Annotated in this window: 14 protein-coding genes and 1 tRNA gene; 7 read left to right on the top strand and 8 right to left on the bottom strand. The window is 71.4% G+C overall.

Annotated elements, in window-relative coordinates; translation table 11 throughout:
* On the top strand, positions 1–490 hold a 490-nt coding region (locus ABZ641_RS05360), incomplete at its 5' end, for a hypothetical protein (RefSeq protein WP_359979341.1).
* Between the two features lie 55 nt (positions 491–545).
* On the opposite strand, the gene ABZ641_RS05355 is transcribed toward ABZ641_RS05360, so the two are convergent.
* From ABZ641_RS05355 to ABZ641_RS05345, 3 genes are all read right to left on the bottom strand, one after another.
* On the bottom strand, positions 546–1,682 hold the full coding sequence (locus tag ABZ641_RS05355; protein ID WP_344628438.1) for a hypothetical protein: 1,137 nt from the start codon (positions 1,680–1,682) through the stop codon (positions 546–548).
* Between the two features lie 64 nt (positions 1,683–1,746).
* Positions 1,747–2,091 (bottom strand): WXG100 family type VII secretion target, encoded by a 345-nt coding sequence (locus tag ABZ641_RS05350; RefSeq protein ID WP_263104247.1) that lies wholly within the window; start codon positions 2,089–2,091, stop codon positions 1,747–1,749.
* A gap of 74 nt (positions 2,092–2,165) precedes the next feature.
* On the bottom strand, positions 2,166–2,987 hold the full coding sequence (locus ABZ641_RS05345; protein ID WP_359979338.1) for a class I SAM-dependent methyltransferase: 822 nt from the start codon (positions 2,985–2,987) through the stop codon (positions 2,166–2,168).
* Positions 2,988–3,201: 214 nt separating this feature from the next.
* Here ABZ641_RS05345 and hrpA point away from each other — a divergent pair, with 214 nt between their 5' ends.
* On the top strand, positions 3,202–7,158 hold the full coding sequence (hrpA, locus tag ABZ641_RS05340; RefSeq protein WP_344628436.1) for an ATP-dependent RNA helicase HrpA: 3,957 nt from the start codon (positions 3,202–3,204) through the stop codon (positions 7,156–7,158).
* Positions 7,159–7,285: 127 nt separating this feature from the next.
* Positions 7,286–7,359, top strand: a tRNA-Asp gene (locus tag ABZ641_RS05335).
* A 337-nt stretch (positions 7,360–7,696) separates the two neighbouring features.
* Here the strand turns inward: ABZ641_RS05335 and bldC are convergent.
* Entirely contained in the window at positions 7,697–7,903 is a 207-nt protein-coding gene (gene bldC / locus ABZ641_RS05330; protein ID WP_014137253.1) for a developmental transcriptional regulator BldC, read from the bottom strand.
* 511 nt (positions 7,904–8,414) lie between these two features.
* Complete coding sequence (locus ABZ641_RS05325; protein WP_344624402.1) at positions 8,415–9,338, bottom strand: hypothetical protein; 924 nt, start codon at positions 9,336–9,338, stop codon at positions 8,415–8,417.
* Between the two features lie 207 nt (positions 9,339–9,545).
* Between ABZ641_RS05325 and ABZ641_RS05320 the strand changes: the two genes are divergently transcribed.
* Positions 9,546–10,676, top strand: a complete 1,131-nt coding sequence (locus ABZ641_RS05320) for a Glu/Leu/Phe/Val dehydrogenase dimerization domain-containing protein (protein WP_344624407.1) — start codon at positions 9,546–9,548, stop codon at positions 10,674–10,676.
* A gap of 380 nt (positions 10,677–11,056) precedes the next feature.
* Positions 11,057–11,302 carry a DUF3073 domain-containing protein gene (locus ABZ641_RS05315; RefSeq protein WP_263104251.1) on the top strand — a complete coding sequence of 82 codons (246 nt, stop codon included), beginning with the start codon at positions 11,057–11,059 and terminating at the stop codon, positions 11,300–11,302.
* A gap of 135 nt (positions 11,303–11,437) precedes the next feature.
* Here the strand turns inward: ABZ641_RS05315 and purM are convergent, their stop codons facing one another.
* The 3 genes from purM to ABZ641_RS05300 all read right to left on the bottom strand — a co-directional run bounded on the left by purM (position 11,438) and on the right by ABZ641_RS05300 (position 15,260).
* The gene (purM, locus tag ABZ641_RS05310; RefSeq protein ID WP_344624401.1) at positions 11,438–12,523 is read right to left on the bottom strand and encodes a phosphoribosylformylglycinamidine cyclo-ligase; all 1,086 of its coding nucleotides are present in this window, start codon (positions 12,521–12,523) and stop codon (positions 11,438–11,440) included.
* 121 nt (positions 12,524–12,644) lie between these two features.
* Positions 12,645–14,222: an amidophosphoribosyltransferase gene (gene purF / locus ABZ641_RS05305; protein WP_344624400.1), complete on the bottom strand. Its 1,578-nt coding sequence runs from the start codon at positions 14,220–14,222 to the stop codon at positions 12,645–12,647.
* Between the two features lie 219 nt (positions 14,223–14,441).
* Positions 14,442–15,260 carry a diacylglycerol kinase family protein gene (locus ABZ641_RS05300; protein ID WP_344624399.1) on the bottom strand — a complete coding sequence of 273 codons (819 nt, stop codon included), beginning with the start codon at positions 15,258–15,260 and terminating at the stop codon, positions 14,442–14,444.
* Between the two features lie 127 nt (positions 15,261–15,387).
* Here ABZ641_RS05300 and ABZ641_RS05295 point away from each other — a divergent pair, with 127 nt between their 5' ends.
* Both ABZ641_RS05295 and ABZ641_RS05290 read left to right on the top strand, forming a co-directional pair.
* Positions 15,388–16,671 carry an adenylosuccinate synthase gene (locus tag ABZ641_RS05295; RefSeq protein WP_344624398.1) on the top strand — a complete coding sequence of 428 codons (1,284 nt, stop codon included), beginning with the start codon at positions 15,388–15,390 and terminating at the stop codon, positions 16,669–16,671.
* Between the two features lie 154 nt (positions 16,672–16,825).
* A complete protein-coding gene (locus tag ABZ641_RS05290; RefSeq protein ID WP_359979332.1) occupies positions 16,826–17,428 on the top strand; it encodes a GNAT family protein in 603 nt (200 codons plus the stop codon).
* Positions 17,429–17,452: the final 24 nt, after the last annotated feature.

The raw sequence follows: 17,452 nt of genomic DNA, 5'->3' as shown, positions 1-17,452 counted from the left end.
GTCGGCGGGCGCGGCCGACCCGGCCGCCTCCGCCCCGGCCGGCAAGGCCACCGGAGCCGCCACCGGCGCCGCGGACGCCGACAACGGCGGGCGCGGTCCGAACTGCAAGGAGTACTTCAAGACCCACAAGGTCGTCCGGGTCCGCACGGTCGACAAGGGCCTCGGCAAGCTGACGGCGGAGGCCGTCGAGGCGAACTGCAGCCCCAACGGCCTCTTCTTCAACCCGGACGAGAAGCCGAAGCCCTACACCGTCGCGCCCGACGCGAAGATCACCGTCTACACGGACGAGAGCCTGCGGACGAAGACGGTCACCGTGCGGGCGGGCACCGCGGGCGACGGCCTGGCGCACGTGAAGACCTGCGCCGAGAGCAACCACGTGACCGACCCGGACAGCCTGCCCAAGGGCTGGTTCTGCTACCAGGACACGTACGAGTACACCGTGGACGCGAAGGGCGCCATCACCTCGCTGAAGGAGACCTGGAGCTCCTGACCGGAGCCGGCGGGCTCCCGGCGGTGGTACACCACCGGGAGCCCGCCGGGACGGGTCACATGCCGTTCTTGCGGACGGCGGTGTACTCCGAGTACTTGGAGAGCGGGACCTCGCGGGAGACGCAGCCGAGGCTGCCGTTGTCCTCGAGGATGACCATCCGGGTGTGCGCCTTGTCCGCCCACCCGCCGAACAGGACGACGTGCTGCTCGCCGTGGGCCTGGTGGACGACCATGGCGTCGCCGGGCAGCATCGAGCTCTTGGAGATGTGGTGGGCGATGCCGCCGCTCTCGCTGATCAGCGGGCCGGTGGTGGTGCCGGGGCCGGGCAGGCCCCACGCCGCGGAGACGAAGCCGGAGCAGTCGACGCGGTAGCCGTTGGTCTCGGCGCCCTGGCTGTAGCCGAGCTTGCGGTTCACCCGCTCCATGGCGCGGTCGACCATGGCCTTCCGCTCGTCGGAGGCGCCGTCGAGGATCGGCTGGTCCTTGGGGCCGACGCCCTGGCCGTTGTGGCGGTGCCAGTGGTCGCTCCAGGAGTCCCAGCCGGAGCCGTTGATGATGTGGGTCTGCCAGTCGCCGCGGCTGCGGTCCTTGATCTTCGGACCGTCGTGGCGGCCGCCGGGGCGGGTGCTGATGCCGCTGCCGTCGCTGCCCGAGTCGTCGGTGCCGCCGTGGTTGCCGCCGCCCCCGGTGTGGCCCCCACCACCGGTGTGCCCGCCGCCGCCGGTGTGGCCCCCGCCGCCCGTCTGGCCGCCGCCTCCGTGGTTCCCGCCGCCGTTGCCGCCGCCGGTGCCGTCGATGCCGGTGTGCGGGCCCTTGGGCTGCTCCTGGCCCACGTGGGGCTTCTTGAGCGCCTCCTGGATCTTGCGCTCGATCTCCTTGTACTCGGTCAGGACCTGCTTGATCTTCTCGGCGTCCTGGCCGAGCTCCTCGGTGAGCTTCTTCTTGGTCTTCTCCAGGGCGTCGGCCCGGTCGGAGATGTCCTTGACCTTGGAGGCCACCTGGGCGGCGACGGCGAAGAAGTTGGCGACGCCGAGCAGCCCGCCGGCGCTCAGGTCGGTCGCGGCGGCCTTGGCGACGGCGTTCTTGATGGCCCCGACGCGCTGGCTCATCTCCGTCATCTTTGCGTTGATCTTCTGAAAGTCGCTCTGGATCTTCGCCAGCTCCTGCAGCTGGACGCCGAACTGATCGGCCATGGCGCGGTGTCTCCTCGTGCCTGCTGATACGTGCTTGGGACAGGGTGGGTGGTGCGACGGCCGGTCAGAAGGCGTCGGCGAGGCCCTTGATCGCCTTGCCGAGCTCGTCGAGCTCGTCGGCGACGGTGTTGAGCTCCTTCACCCTGCTCTGCGCGTGCGCGACGAAGGCGTCGGAGGCCGGGCCGTGCCAGGTGAGGTGGCTCAGCGCGGTGCTGATCTCCTTGCCGAACGCCTCGACGTCCTTGCCCATCTGCTGCAACTCGGCGGCGTACTTCTCCAGTTCGGCGTCAGGATCGCCGAACATCTCGCCGAGAACCCACTTGGCAATCTTGGTCGGTGCCCAGAACACGTCCTCGACGACGTTGACCGCCGCGCTTCCGAGGTCCTTGACGTCGTCCCACAGTCCCACAGCCGTTCCCCCATGCTTCTCTTGCACTACAGGCTGATAGTCGGTCAAAAGGCTAGCCGACCGGACGGACCCGGTCAGCGGCGGGCGACGGCCAGAACGGCCGCCGCCGGCAGGGCCAGCAGTCCGTCCGCACCGGTGCGGCCGCCGGCGATCCGGTCGTAGTGCTCCTTGACCAGTGCGGCCGTCGCGGCCGGCAGTCCGGTGATCACCAGCCCGAGGTTGGCGATGCCCGAGGCCGGCCCCTGCCAGAACTCCTCGGGGGAGACCCGGTGGGCCCAGGCCAGCTGCCGGCCCTCCGGGTCCTGCCATCCGGCGCCGGCCAGCAGCCCGGCCAGGCCCTCCGGGGTCCGCTCGAAGTCGACCGGCAGGGTCGGGAAGACCGGGCGCCCGACCTCCGCGGCGTCCAGCGCCTCGGTGAACAGGCCCATCGCGGTGTTGCCGGTCGCCGCCCACACCGTGACGGCGACCCGTCCTCCGGGCCGGGTGACCCGCCGCAGCTCGGTCAGCGCGGCCGCGGGGTCCTCCACGTGGTTGATCACGAAGTTGGCCACCACCGCGTCGAAGGAGGCGTCCGGGAAGGGCAGTTCGGGCAGCACGGCGTGCCGGACGTCCGCCCCGGGCACGTTCTCCGCGGCCAGCTCCACCATGCCGGGTTCGGCGTCCACGGCCGTCACCTGGGCGCCGAGCCGCACCGCGGCCGCGGCGGCCGTCCCCGACCCGGTGCCGACGTCCAGCACCGTCGTGCCCGCGCCGACACCGGCCGCGGCCACCAGCTCCGGCACCGCGGCCCCGCAGAGCGCCGCGAAGGTCCGCCCGTACGGGACGGCCTTGCCCGCCCACATCCGTCGCTCGTGCGCGTCGAACTCACCGGCCATCGTCTCCCCCTCGATCGTCACGACTGGCCCGAGCACCCTACTGGCCGCTCGAACGGGCCCGAACGGTTGCCCGACGCGGCCCGCGCGCCGCGGTGTGCGCCACCGGGGTGAGGCCGCCGGACGCCGGGCCGCCGGGCCGTTCGCAGATCACGGGCCGGGGCTGTGACACTGGAGGGGCTCGAAAACCGAGGTGCGCCGCCCCGTGCCTCCTTGCGAATCTAGAGGGATGCCCGCAGTGAGTTCTCCCGTAGCCCGGTCCGCCGATGCCTCCACCATCGCGGAGCTGGCCGCCCGGCTGCCCGAGCTGATGCTCCGCGACCAGCAGCGGATCGGCCGGCGGCTGGACGGCGCCCGGCGGGTGCGCAGCCCGGAGGCCCGGCAGAAGATCGCCGACGAGCTGGCCGCCGAGATCGCGAAGGCCGAGCTCCGGGTCGAACAGCGCCGCGGCGCCGTCCCGGAGATCAGCTACCCGCAGGAGCTGCCGGTCAGCCAGAAGAAGGACGAGATCCTGGCGGCGATCCGGGACCACCAGGTGGTGATCGTCGCGGGCGAGACCGGCTCCGGCAAGACCACCCAGATCCCGAAGATCTGCCTGGAGCTGGGCCGCGGGGTGAAGGGCCTGGTCGGCCACACCCAACCGCGCCGGATCGCGGCCCGCACGGTCGCCGAGCGGGTCGCCGAGGAGCTGGCGACGCCGCTGGGCGAGGCGGTCGGCTGGAAGGTGCGCTTCACCGACCAGGTCGGCCAGGACACCCTGGTCAAGCTGATGACCGACGGCATCCTGCTCGCGGAGATCCAGACCGACCGCGAGCTGCGCCAGTACGACACGCTGATCATCGACGAGGCGCACGAGCGCAGCCTCAACATCGACTTCCTGCTCGGCTACCTCAAGCAGCTGCTGCCGCGCCGCCCCGACCTCAAGGTCGTGATCACCTCGGCGACGATCGACCCGGAGCGCTTCGCCGCCCACTTCGGCGACGCCCCGATCGTCGAGGTCTCCGGCCGCACCTACCCGGTCGAGGTGCGCTACCGCCCGATGCTGGAGGAGGGCACCGAGGAGGACGAGGTCGACCGGGACCGCGACCAGGTGCAGGCGATCTGCGACGCGGTGGAGGAGCTCCAGGCGGAGGGCCCGGGCGACGTCCTGGTCTTCCTCTCCGGCGAGCGCGAGATCCGCGACACCGCGGACGCGCTGAACCGGATGAAACTGAAGTCCACCGAGGTGCTGCCGCTCTACGCCCGGCTCTCCTCGGCCGAGCAGCACAGGGTCTTCCAGCGGTCGAACAGCCGGCGCGTGGTGCTCGCCACCAACGTCGCCGAGACCTCGCTGACCGTGCCGGGCATCAAGTACGTGGTCGACCCGGGCACCGCCCGGATCTCCCGCTACAGCCACCGCACCAAGGTGCAGCGGCTGCCGATCGAGGCGGTCAGCCAGGCCAGCGCCAACCAGCGCAAGGGCCGCTGCGGCCGCACCTCGGACGGCATCTGCATCCGGCTGTACTCGGAGGAGGACTTCCTCTCCCGGCCGGAGTTCACCGACGCGGAGATCCTCCGCACCAACCTGGCCTCGGTCATCCTGCAGATGACGGCGGCGGGCCTGGGCGACATCGCGGCCTTCCCGTTCCTGGACCCGCCGGACTCGCGGAACATCAAGGACGGCGTCAACCTGCTGCACGAGCTGGGCGCGCTCGACCCGGCGGAGAAGGACCACCGCAAGCGGCTCACCCCGCTCGGCCGCAAGCTGGCCCAGCTGCCGGTGGACCCGCGGATGGCCCGGATGGTGCTGGAGGCGGACCGGCTCGGCTGCGTCCGCGACGTCATGGTGATCGCCGCCGCGCTGTCCATCCAGGACCCGCGCGAGCGGCCCGCCGAGAAGCGCCAGGCCGCCGACGACCGGCACCGCCGGTTCAACTCGGAGACCTCGGACTTCCTCACCTACCTGGCGATGTGGCGCTACGTCAGGGAGCAGCAGAGGGAGCTCTCCTCCTCGGCCTTCCGCCGGATGTGCAAGACGGAGTTCCTGAACTACCTGCGGATACGCGAGTGGCAGGACGTCTACGTCCAGCTGCGGACGGTCGCCAAGCAGCTCGGCGTGACGATCGACGAGCCCCACGAGGACGCCGAGCCGGACGCGGACCGGATCCACCAGGCCCTGCTGTCCGGCCTGCTCTCGCACATCGGCCTGTTCGACGTGGAGAAGCGCGAGTACGGCGGCGCCCGCGGCGCCCGGTTCGCGGTCTTCCCCGGGTCGGGGCTGTTCAAGAAGCCGCCGCGCTGGGTGATGTCCGCCGAGCTGGTGGAGACCTCGCGGCTGTGGGCGCGGATCAACGCGAAGATCGAGCCCGAGTGGGTGGAGCCGCTGGCGGGCCACCTGATCAAGCGGTCGTACAGCGAGCCGCACTGGGAGAAGAAGGCCGGCGCGGTGCTGGCGTACGAGAAGGTGACCCTGTACGGGATGCCGGTCGTCGCCCAGCGCAAGGTGAACTACGGCCGGATCGACCCGGGGCTGTGCCGCGAGCTGTTCATCCGCAACGCCCTGGTCGAGGGCGACTGGGAGACCCACCACCGGTTCTTCGCGGAGAACCGCAAGCTGCTCGGCGAGGTCGAGGAGCTGGAGAACCGGGCCCGCCGCCGGGACATCCTGGTGGACGACCAGACCCTGTTCGACTTCTACGACGCCCGGCTGCCGGAGGAGGTCGTCTCCACCCGGCACTTCGACTCCTGGTGGAAGAAGGCCCGGCACGAGCAGCCGGACCTGCTGAACTTCGAGAAGTCGATGCTCATCAACGAGTCGGCCGACGGCGTCACCGAGGCCGACTACCCGGACCACTGGCACCAGGGCGCGCTGCGCTTCCGGCTGACCTACCAGTTCGAGCCGGGCAGCGACGCGGACGGCGTCACGGTGCACATCCCGCTGCCGGTGCTCAACCAGGTCACCGACGAGGGCTTCGACTGGCAGATCCCGGGTCTGCGGGCCGAGCTGGTCACCGCGTACATCCGCTCGCTGCCGAAGGCGATCCGGCGCAACTTCGTGCCGGCGCCGGACTTCGCGGCGGCCGCGCTGCGGCAGGTGAAGGACCGGCAGGAGCCGCTGCTGCCGACCCTGGAGCGGATCCTGCACCGGATGGGCGGGGTGGTGGTCCCGCCGGAGGCCTGGGACGACGAGCGGGTGCCGGACCACCTCAAGGTCACCTTCCGGGTGGTGGACGGCCGCAAGAAGCTCGCCGAGTCCAAGGACCTGGAGGAGCTGCGCCGGACGCTGCAGCCGAAGCTGTCGGCGACGCTCTCCAGCGCCGCCTCCGGCCGGGGCATCGAGCAGAGCGGGCTGACCGCCTGGCCGGACGGCCTGCCGGTGCTGCAGCGGACCTTCGAGCAACGCACCCGCGGCCACTCGGTGCGGGCCTACCCGGCGCTGGTGGACGAGGGCACCTCGGTGGCGGTGCGGCTGTTCGACACCCCGGAGGCCCAGGAGCAGGCGATGTGGGCGGGCACCCGCCGGCTGCTGGCGCTCCGGGTGAACTCCCCGGCGAAGTCGATCCAGGGCCGGCTGGGCAACCAGGCGAAGCTCGCCCTCTCGTACAACCCGCACGGGTCGATCCCGGCGCTGTTCGAGGACGTGGTCGGAGCGGCGGTCGACCGGCTGATGGAGCTGAACGGCGGCCCGGCCTGGGACGAGGCGGCGTTCACCGCGCTGTTCGACAAGGTCCGGGCGGACCTGTACGACCTGTCGGCGGACACCACGCTGAAGACGGCGACGGCGCTGATCGCCTTCCACCGGGCGTCGACCCGGCTGAAGTCGGTCTCCAGCCCGGTGCTGCTGAACGCGGTGAACGACGTCCGGCTGCACCTGGCCTCGCTGGTGTACCCGGGCTTCGTGACCGACACGGGCTGGCAGCGGCTGCCGGACCTGAAGCGCTATCTGCTGGCGGTGGACCGCCGGCTGGAGGCGCTGCCGGACCACCCGCAGCGGGACACCCAGAACCTGCTGAAGGTGCAGGCCGTCCAGCAGGCGTACGGGGAGCTGCTGGCCCGGGTGCCGGAGGGCCGCCGGCCCTCGCCGGAGGTCCGGGCGATCCGCTGGATGATCGAGGAGCTGCGGGTGAGCTTCTTCGCCCAGGGGCTGGGCACGCCGGCGCCCGTGTCGGAGAAGCGCATCCTCAAGGCGATGGACGCCGCGGCGGCCACCCTCTGACCGCGGCGGGCCCCGTCCGGGAGGTGCCGGACGGGGCCCGCTGCGGCCGGTTCGACCTGGGGCCCCGCCATGCAGTACGATCTGTCTTGTTCGCGAGCGAGAGCAGACGAACGGATCAGAAATCTCTGGTCCCGTGGAGCAGTTGGTTAGCTCGCCACCCTGTCAAGGTGGAGGTCGCGGGTTCAAGTCCCGTCGGGATCGCAGTACAGGCAGAGGCCCGGAGCCGTAAGGCTCCGGGCCTCTGGCGTTCGCGCAGGCGGATCGCTGACGGCGGGTCAGCTCCCTACACCGGCCTAGGTCTAGACCTCAAGATAACGGCGGCGTGACAGTCGTCACTTATCCGTTCTTGAGATCGGACACCCGGCGCCCCCTCCCAGCAGGAGGGGATTTAATATGTAAAATTGCACATGCATTCCCGGCAATTCCCCCCACCCCCACCAGCCCCATCGGGAATGGCCGATTCCGGCATGCCGAAGGGCCGTCCCCCCGACCCGGCGGAGTCGGGGACACGGCCCTTCGGGAAAACCCCTGAGACCTGTCAGGCCTCGGTTCGCTGAGCCGGAATCCCGGCCAGCAGGGCACGCACCTCGGCCTCACGGTAGCGGCGGTGGCCGCCCAGCGTGCGAATGGACGTGAGCTTGCCTGCCTTGGCCCAGCGAGTGACCGTCTTGGGGTCAACGCGGAACATGGTGGCAACCTCCGCCGGCGTGAGCAGAGGTTCAGCGTCAGGGGTACGAGCGGTCATGAGCGGCCTCCTCGGGAGAACCGAACCAGGGCGGTTCTATCCTTCAAATTCTGCACCTTGACCCGCGATGCCCGAAATGGCACACACGGACCGAGTCGGTTATAGGACGAACGGCTTGTCCTGATGTCTACAACTACACCATCCGTCCAGCCCCATCGGCCAAACCGCCTAAATTGGCCCCTCAGGGGTTCAAGCGAGACGGATGGCCATGGACCATCTCATAACGGACAGTCACGATTGTGTGACATCCGGTGACGAGACGACCAGACCCTCCGCTTCCCCACAAAGTACGCACCACCGTCAGATCGACCCAGAAGTGGACACACCAGGTTGAACTTGGGCTGGTTGTCCCATTTTTGCATATAGGGGTAAGTTCGCGTCAACGGTGAGTAGTGTCACGTTCCTGGGGGATTGACCGGCTCGGGACCTCGGCCCACGAGGGAAGGGCCGGAGGTCCCTCCTTCCCTTACCCCCGTCCGACCTCCGGCTACCCGGCCCCGGTGACCCGGTGTCAGCTGGCGTACCGCAGGGCCAGCACCCGGCGCCAACGGGCCGTCACCGCCTCGTACGCCCGCGCCGCCGCCTCGGTGTCCCCGGCCCGGAGCGCGCCGATCCCGGCCTCGATCTCGGCCACCGAGCGCTCCGCCGCCAGCCCCTCGGCACCGAGCAGGTGCACCAGGCCCCCGTAGTCGAGCTCCACCAGCGAGCGCGGGTGGAACTCCTCCAGCCACCGGCCGACCTGCTCCACACCCAGCACCAGCTCGCCGCCGGGCCCGCTCCGCGAGCCCGGCACCGCCGTCCGCAGCGCCCGGTAGCCGCGGGCCACCCGCCGGCGCGCCTGCGCCATCGGCGTCAGGTAGAAGAGGGAGGCCGGCACCGGCCGGTCCCCGGCCGCCCCTCCCGGCCCCGCCGGGACGAAGTGCCGGTCCTCCTCGCCGAACGGCAGGCACCAGCGCACCGGCACCTCCCAGCGGGAGGTGAGGATCCACGGCCGGGCGTCCGGGTGCGCCGTCCGCCAGCGCGCCTGGTCGGCCTCCGCCTCGGCCCGGACGGCGGGCGGCAGCACGGTGTCCAGCAGGAAGGCCGGCAGTGCCGCGCGGAGCTCGTCCATCGCCTGCCAGCTGCGCAGCCGGGTCGTCCACGGGCAGATGTAGGTGACCCGGTCGACGACCCGCACCAGCGCCCGCCCGCTCTCCCGGTCGGGCAGCGCCCCCGGGGTCCGTCCGGCCAGCTCCGCCAGGGCCTGCCGCTGCTCGGCCAGGGCGGCCGCGGCGACCGGTTCGGCGGCCCCGTCGGCGTCCGGGCCGTGCTCCGCCGCGTACGCCTGCCAGCGGGACCGCTCCGGCTCCGGATAGGCGGCCAGCGGCTCGTACACCCGCAGCTGGGCGGCGTAGGGCGGGAGCACCGAAGTGCGCACGGCGGTCACACCCGGCATCGTCGCACGGCCCGGGGGCCGCCGGGGAGGGTGCCGTCCGGGCCCTCCGGTCGTTATGTCCATGGGACCGTCAGGGGGCAGATCGTGCGACGGCCCCGGGGCTAGGCTTCGACCAGACGCCCGCACCACCGCCGCGGGCCCACGAATACTGGAGTCACCACAGTGACCGACGTACACACCGCGTCCGCCGCGCACCCCGCATCAGGAGTGCTCAGCAGGATCTTCGCGACCGGGCAGGACGCTGCCCCCGGTGACGGCCACGAGCAGGTCGTCCTCTGCCACGACCGGTCGACCGGTCTCAAGGCGATCATCGCCATCCACTCCACCGCGCTGGGCCCCGCGCTCGGCGGCACCCGCTTCCACCAGTACGACTCCGAGGAGGAGGCGCTGGAGGACGCGCTGCGGCTGTCCCGCGGCATGAGCTACAAGAACGCGCTGGCCGGCCTGGACCTCGGCGGCGGCAAGGCCGTGATCATCGGCAACCCGGCCCCCGGCGCGGAGGGCGGTGACAAGAACGAGGCGATGCTCCGCGCGTACGGCCGCTTCGTCGAGTCCCTGCAGGGCCGCTACGTCACCGCGTGCGACGTGGGCACCTACGTCCAGGACATGGACGTGGTGGCCCGCGAGACCCGCTTCGTCACCGGCCGCTCCCCCGAGTACGGCGGCGCGGGCGACTCCTCGGTGCTGACCGCCTTCGGCGTCTTCCAGGGCATGCGCGCCTCGGCCAAGGCCCGCTGGGGCCAGCCGACCCTGCGCGGCAAGCGGGTCGGCGTCGCCGGCGTCGGCAAGGTCGGCCACTACCTCGTCGGCCACCTGGTCGCGGACGGCGCCACCGTGGTGGTCACGGACGTCTCCGAGGCGGCCGTGAACCGGGTGCGCGCGGCCCACCCGGAGGTCGAGGTCGCCGGCGACACCGCCGCGCTGCTGCAGTCCGGCCTGGACGTCTACGCGCCCTGCGCCCTGGGCGGCGCGCTGGACGACGCGACCGTCGCGGTGCTCGGTGCGGCCGGCACCGCGGTCGTCTGCGGCGCGGCCAACAACCAGCTGGCGCACGCCGGCGTGGAGAAGGACCTGGCCGACCGCGGCATCCTCTACGCGCCGGACTACCTGGTGAACTCGGGCGGCGTCATCCAGGTCGCCGACGAGATCGAGGGCTTCAACTTCGAGCGCGCCAAGAACAAGGCGACCAAGATCTTCGACACCACCCTGGAGATCTTCACCCGCGCCGCCGCGGACGGCGTGCCGCCGGCGGTCGCCGCCGACCGGCTCGCGGAGAAGCGGATGCGCGAGGTGAGTGCTCTGCGCTCGATCCTGCTCCCGGGCGCCCGCCGGTCCTGATCGTCCGCGTGCGGTGGTCCGGAGGGGGGCGGAGCGACTCCGCCCCCCTCCGGATCACAATGTGGAACCGGATTCTCACTTCGTAGCCCGATCGGGCGATACCGAACCCTCTGGCGAGGGATAATCGGAACCGTAACGACGGGCCCGGGTACGCTCCGGGCAGCCTGCAGAAGCCCGAGAAACCTCCTGTGACCTGGAAAGACCCGGTTTCGGAGGTTGGCCGTGCGCGCCACGTCACACGCGCGACGTACCGTCCGGCGGCGGAAACAGGTACCGTTAATGCTCCAAGGGACGGCTCTCCCACTCCGGGCAGGCCGCTCCTGATCATGAACACGTGTCAGACTCGGGGCCGTGAGCCCCATCGTTGAGGGGGTCGACCCATGGGGCGCGGCCGGGCCAAGGCCAAGCAGACGAAGGTCGCCCGCGAGCTGAAGTACAACAGCGGCGGGTTCGACGCGAACCGTCTGTCTCATGAGCTGGGCGTATCTCCGTCCACCGCGATCGAGCCTGAGCCGATCGAGGACGACGAGGACGACCCCTACGCGGCGTATGCGGATCTCTACGCCGACGAGGACGAGGACGACGAGGACTCCGCCGACAACGGACACTCCCGCCGCCGAGCCTGACAGCACGCACGAGACCGGCCCGGCGCTCATCGAGCGCCGGGCCGGTCTTCGGCGTGTCCGCGGCCGTAACGGGGCTCCAGGGGCCTCCTGGGCCCCGGTGGGCCCGCCCGTGCCGGGCGGGCCCACCGGACGGGCTCAGGCGAGGGTGAAGCCCTCGTAGGAGTTGTAGAGCGCGGCGCCGCCGTCGTGCTCGTCGGTGCGCTCGACGACGTCGCCCAGCAGCCAGGCCTCGACGCCGCGGTCCTCCAGCAGCGCGAGGACGACGTCCACCGAGGACGGCGGGACGACGGCGACCATGCCGACGCCCATGTTGAGGGTCTTCTCGATCTCCAGCGCCTTCATGCCGCCGACCTTGGCCACGGTCTGGAAGACCGGCATCGGCGTCCAGGTGCCGCGGTCCAGGCGGGCGTGCAGGCCGTCCGGGATCACCCGGGCCAGGTTGGCCGCCAGGCCGCCGCCGGTGACGTGCGAGAAGGCGTGGATCTCGGTGGCGCGGGCCAGCGCCAGGCAGTCCAGCGAGTAGATCCGGGTGGGCTCCAGCAGCTCCTCGCCGAGGGTGCGGCCGAACTCCTCGACCTGGCGGTCGAGCTTCCAGCCGGCCTGGTTGAGCAGCACGTGGCGGACCAGCGAGTAGCCGTTGGAGTGCAGGCCCGAGGCGGCCATCGCGATGACCACGTCGCCGGCCCGGACGCGCTCGGCGCCGAGCAGGGCGTCCGCCTCGACGACACCGGTGCCGGCGCCCGCGACGTCGTACTCGTCCGGGCCGAGCAGGCCCGGGTGCTCGGCGGTCTCGCCGCCGATGAGCGCGCAGCCGGCCAGGGCGCAGCCCTCGGCGATGCCCTTGACGATCTGGGCGACCCGCTCCGGGACGACCTTGCCGACGCAGATGTAGTCGGTCATGAACAGCGGCTCGGCGCCGCAGACCACCAGGTCGTCGACGACCATGCCGACCAGGTCGTGGCCGATGGTGTCGTGCTTGTCCATGGCCGAGGCGAGGGCGACCTTGGTGCCGACGCCGTCGGTGGCGGTGGCCAGCAGCGGGCGCTCGTAGCGCTTGAAGGCGGAGGCGTCGAAGAGCCCGGCGAAGCCGCCGAGGCCACCGACCACCTCGGGGCGGTTCGCCTTCTTCACCCACTGCTTCATGAGCTCGACGGCGCGGTCGCCGGCCTCGATGTCGACACCTGCGGCGGCGTAGGTCGCGCCGCCCTCGTTGCTGGTCACCTTGGTGTGGCCCTTTCAGAAACGGTTAAACCCGTGGGGGCGCGGGGTCTGCGCGGTCGGCCGGGCGGCTCCGTGGAGCGCCCGGCCGCGCAGTGCCCCGCGCCCCGGGTGGTACATCGTGCTACGGCCGGCGGAGCGCGTCCGCCGCGCCGTGCCCGCCGATCAGGGACTGGACGCCGTCCAGGTCGCTGGTCGGCTTGCCGCGGACGGCCGGCGGCTGCTGGCTGCCGGCGATCTCGGCCTCCAGGAGCAGCTTGCCGAGCAGGGCCGGGTCCGGCAGCTCCATCGGGTACTCGCCGTCGAAGCAGGCCCGGCAGAGCCTGTCCTTGGGCTGCTTGGTGGCCTCGATCATGCCGTCGATCGAGATGTACGCCAGCGAGTCGGCGCCGAGCGTGCGGCCGATCTCCTCGATGGTCATGCCGTTGGCGATCAGCTCCGCGCGGGTGGCGAAGTCGATGCCGAAGAAGCACGGCCACTTGACCGGCGGCGAGGAGATCCGGATGTGGACCTCGGCGGCGCCCGCCTCGCGGAGCATCTTGACCAGGGCGCGCTGGGTGTTGCCGCGGACGATGGAGTCGTCCACGACCACCAGGCGCTTGCCCCGGATGACCTCCTTGAGCGGGTTGAGCTTGAGCCGGATGCCGAGCTGGCGGATGGTCTGGCTGGGCTGGATGAAGGTGCGGCCCACGTAGGCGTTCTTCACCAGGCCGGAGCCGTAGGGGATGCCGCTGGCCTCGGCGTAGCCGATGGCGGCCGGCGTACCGGACTCCGGGGTCGCTATCACCAGGTCGGCCTCGACGGGCGCCTCGGCGGCCAGCTTGCGCCCCATCTCCACGCGGGAGAGGTGCACGTTGCGGCCGGCGATGGTGGTGTCGGGGCGGGCCAGGTAGACGTACTCGAAGACGCAGCCCTTGGGCTTGGCCTCGGCGAAGCGCGAGGTGCGCATCCCCTGCTCGTCGACGGCGATGAGCTCGCCGGGCTCGACCTCGCGGATGAACGAGGCGCCGACGATGTCGAGGGCCGCCGTCTCGGAGGCGACCACCCAGCCGCGCTCCAGCCGGCCGAGCACCAGCGGGCGGATGCCCTGCGGGTCGCGGGCGGCGTAGAGCGTGTGCTCGTCCATGAAGACGAGCGAGAAGGCGCCCTTGACCTGGGGCAGGACCTTCCGGGCGGTCTCCTCGATGGAGAGGTCCGGGTGGCCGGCGAGCAGCGCGGTCACCAGGTCGGTGTCGTTGGTCGCGGCCGTTCGCCCGGAGCGGGAGACGTGCTCCTCGCCGGGCAGCTCGGCGACCATCGCCGCCAGTTCGGCGGTGTTCACCAGGTTTCCGTTGTGGCCGAGGGCCAGCGACCCGTGAACGGTCGCCCGGAAGGTCGGCTGGGCGTTCTCCCAGACCGACGAACCTGTTGTCGAGTAGCGGGCATGTCCGACGGCGATGTGCCCGTGCAACGACCCCAGGGAGGTCTCGTCGAAGACCTGGGAGACGAGTCCCATGTCCTTGAAGACGAGAATCTGGGAGCCGTTGCTCACTGCGATGCCCGCGGATTCCTGACCGCGGTGCTGCAGGGCATAGAGGCCGAAGTACGTGAGCTTGGCGACCTCCTCGCCGGGAGCCCAGACACCGAAGACGCCGCAAGCGTCCTGGGGGCCTTTCTCGCCGGGAAGAAGATCGTGGTTGAGTCGTCCGTCACCACGTGGCACGTCTTCGAGTCTAGGACAGTTCCGTACGCCTTCCCGAACAGGGGAGCCGCGGATTATTGGCCGAACCGACGGCAACGCGCGTAGACAAAACCCCTTACACCACGCGCCATTTCTCCGGCGCGTTTTCCGGCGATCGGCGCACTCCCTTGTCACGCGCGCTCTTCGGGGCGCGAACCCGCCTGACGGGGCGTCGGCCACCGGGGTCCGGCGTGATCCTGCTCACCCGGCGGGCAGCAGCAGTGCCCAGGCCCCCGGATACACCGTCCACGTCCGATGCCGGACCGGCCCGACGGGGCAGCCGTCGGCGCTGTAGCCGAAGCTCCGGCCGGCCACGCTGAGCGCGGCGGCGCGCAGCCGGCGCTCCGCTCCCGCGGTGCGGATGACCAGCTCCAGCTCGCCCCCGGCCGGCCTGGCCTCCAGCAGCCGGATCCGCTCGTGGACGTCGGCGAGCAGCCGTCCGTCCGCCTCGACCCGCATCGGGGTGGACTCCGGATCGGGAACGGTCGCCTGGTCGGGCGCAGCCCGTTTCGCCCATAGCGAACGCAGTGACGGCAGGGCCCGGCGGGGCTCCGCGCCGATCCGCAACTCGGTGAGCACCACCCCGCCGCCGTCGTCCACCACCAGGTCGAGCTTGCGCGGGGCGCCCCCGAGCACCGCCCGGGCGGCGGCCACCGGCTGCTCCGGCACCCCGAGCGCGCGGCAGGCGAGGACGGCGCCGGCCGGGCCGACCGGAACCACCCCCACCGGATCCGTGCCCAGGTCACGCTGCCGGTGGAGGGCCTGCAGCACCTTGTGCACGGCCTGGTCGGAGCCGATCACGACCGGTCTGCGACGGCCCCGGTGGGACAGCACGCGGTCGAGTTCGGACCGGCTCTCGGGCAGCACGACCTTCGCGTCGGCGCCTCCGCACAGCACGTCCCGGGCGATCCGCACCGACTCGCCGTCGGCCCGTCCGGCCGCCGGGTCGACCAGTACCAGCAGCGGCTCCCCCGCACCGCGTCCGTCGGGGCGGGATGCGGGCGTGGACAGGGACGACACGACCGGTCCTTCCTCAGGTAATCTCTCGGTGCAAGAGCCCCTTGCGCTATTGCGCCAGGGGCTTCGTCTATCTCGGGGCAGACTGCGGTCTTCGGCAGGATGCCCCAACCGGAAGGGGTGTACGCCTGTGCCGGCACTCGTGCTCGTTGGCGCCCAGTGGGGAGACGAGGGCAAGGGGAAGGCTACTGACCTCCTCGGTGGCTCCGTCGACTACGTCGTCCGCTACCAGGGCGGCAACAACGCCGGTCACACGGTGGTCATCGGCGACCAGAAGTATGCCCTCCACCTGCTGCCTTCCGGCATCCTCAGCCCGAACGTGACCCCGGTCATCGGCAACGGCGTCGTGATCGACCCGGGCGTGCTGCTCTCCGAGCTGCAGGGCCTGAACGAGCGCGGCATCGACACCTCCAAGCTGCTGATCTCGGGCAACGCCCACCTGATCACGCCGTACCACCGCACCCTGGACAAGGTCACCGAGCGCTTCCTCGGCAAGCGCCGGATCGGCACCACCGGCCGCGGCATCGGCCCGACCTACGCGGACAAGATCAACCGCGTCGGCATCCGGGTGCAGGACCTCTTCGACGAGTCGATCCTCCAGCAGAAGATCGAGGCGGCGCTGCACGACAAGAACCAGATCCTGGTCAAGCTCTACAACCGCCGCGCCATCCCGGCCGAGCTGGTGCTGGAGGAGTACCTCGGCTACGCCGAGAAGATCCGCCCGTTCCTGGCCGACACCACCCTCGTCCTGGACGAGGCGCTGAAGGCCGGCAAGGTCGTCCTGCTGGAGGGCGGCCAGGGCACCCTGCTGGACGTCGACCACGGCACGTACCCCTTCGTGACCTCGTCGAACCCGACCTCCGGCGGCGCCTGCACCGGTTCCGGCATCGGCCCGACCAAGATCGACCGGGTCATCGGCATCCTCAAGGCGTACACCACCCGCGTCGGCTCGGGCCCCTTCCCGACCGAGCTGCTCGACGAGGACGGCGAGGCGCTGCGCCGGATCGGCGGCGAGCGCGGTGTCACCACCGGCCGCGACCGCCGCTGCGGCTGGTTCGACGCGGTGATCGCCCGCTACGCCACCCGCGTCAACGGCCTCACCGACTTCTTCCTGACCAAGCTGGACGTGCTCACCGGCTGGGAGCAGATCCCGGTCTGCGTGGCGTACGAGATCGACGGCCGCCGGGTCGAGGAGCTCCCCTACAACCAGTCGGACTTCCACCACGCGAAGCCGGTCTACGAGACCCTCCCGGGCTGGAGCGAGGACATCTCGAAGGCCCAGACCTTCGCCGACCTGCCGAAGAACGCGCAGGCCTACGTGAAGGCCCTGGAGGAGATGTCCGGGGCGCCGATCTCGGCGATCGGCGTCGGCCCCGGCCGCACCGAGACCATCCAGATCAACTCCTTCCTGTAGGACTCGCGCCCGGACCCGTCCGGGACGCCTCGGGGACACCCGCCGGAGGGCCCCGCACCGAGCTCGGTGCGGGGCCCTTCCGCATTTCCCGAGATCATTGCACTAGTGCAGAAGTGGATTGCTCCTAGTGCACAACGGGTCTAGGGTCGGCGGCATGACCGCGAAGCTGCCCGCCCCGACCGTCCTGACCGGCCGCCACGTCCGGCTGGAACCGCTGACCCCGGAGCACGTGCCGGACCTCTTCGCCGCGAGCGGCGGCGACGAGGAGGTGTGGCGCTGGCTGCCGTACGAGGCGCCGGCCACCGAGGAGGCGATGGCCGCGAACATCGCCGGCCGGCTCGCCGACGCGGCCTCGGGCGGCTGCGTCCCGTTCGCCGTGGTCTCCACCGCGGACGGCCGGGCGGTCGGCGTCACCTGCTACCTCGACTTCAGTGCGCGCGACGAGCTGGTGGAGATCGGCGGCACCTGGTACGCCCGGCGGGTCTGGCGCACCGCGGTGAACACCGAGTCCAAGCTGCTGCTGCTCACCCACGCCTTCGAGGAGCTCGGCATGGGCCGCGTCACCTGGAAGACCGACCACCTCAACGAGCGCTCGCAGAACGCGATCCGCCGCCTCGGCGCCCGGTACGAGGGCACCCTGCGCCGCCACCGCCGCCGGCCGGACGGCAGCTGGCGCGACAGCGTCTACTTCTCGATGCTCCACGACGAGTGGCCCGCGGCGAAGGCCCGGCTGACGGAGCGGCTGGCCGAGGGCTGAGCCGCCGCCCGCGGCAACGGCAGC

It is taken from the genome of Kitasatospora sp. NPDC007106 (assembly GCF_040634455.1).
Lineage (GTDB): Bacteria > Actinomycetota > Actinomycetes > Streptomycetales > Streptomycetaceae > Kitasatospora > Kitasatospora arboriphila.
This window is presented reverse-complemented; position numbering and strand designations above follow the sequence as displayed.

Coding starts and splice junctions, on each gene's coding strand:
- ABZ641_RS05315 (WP_263104251.1), top strand. CDS start 11,057: ATGGGGCGCGGCCGGGCCAAGGCCAAGCAGACGAAGGTCGCCCGCGAG.
- ABZ641_RS05355 (WP_344628438.1), bottom strand. CDS start 1,682: ATGGCCGATCAGTTCGGCGTCCAGCTGCAGGAGCTGGCGAAGATCCAG.
- bldC (WP_014137253.1), bottom strand. CDS start 7,903: ATGACCGCTCGTACCCCTGACGCTGAACCTCTGCTCACGCCGGCGGAG.
- ABZ641_RS05290 (WP_359979332.1), top strand. CDS start 16,826: ATGACCGCGAAGCTGCCCGCCCCGACCGTCCTGACCGGCCGCCACGTC.
- ABZ641_RS05325 (WP_344624402.1), bottom strand. CDS start 9,338: ATGCCGGGTGTGACCGCCGTGCGCACTTCGGTGCTCCCGCCCTACGCC.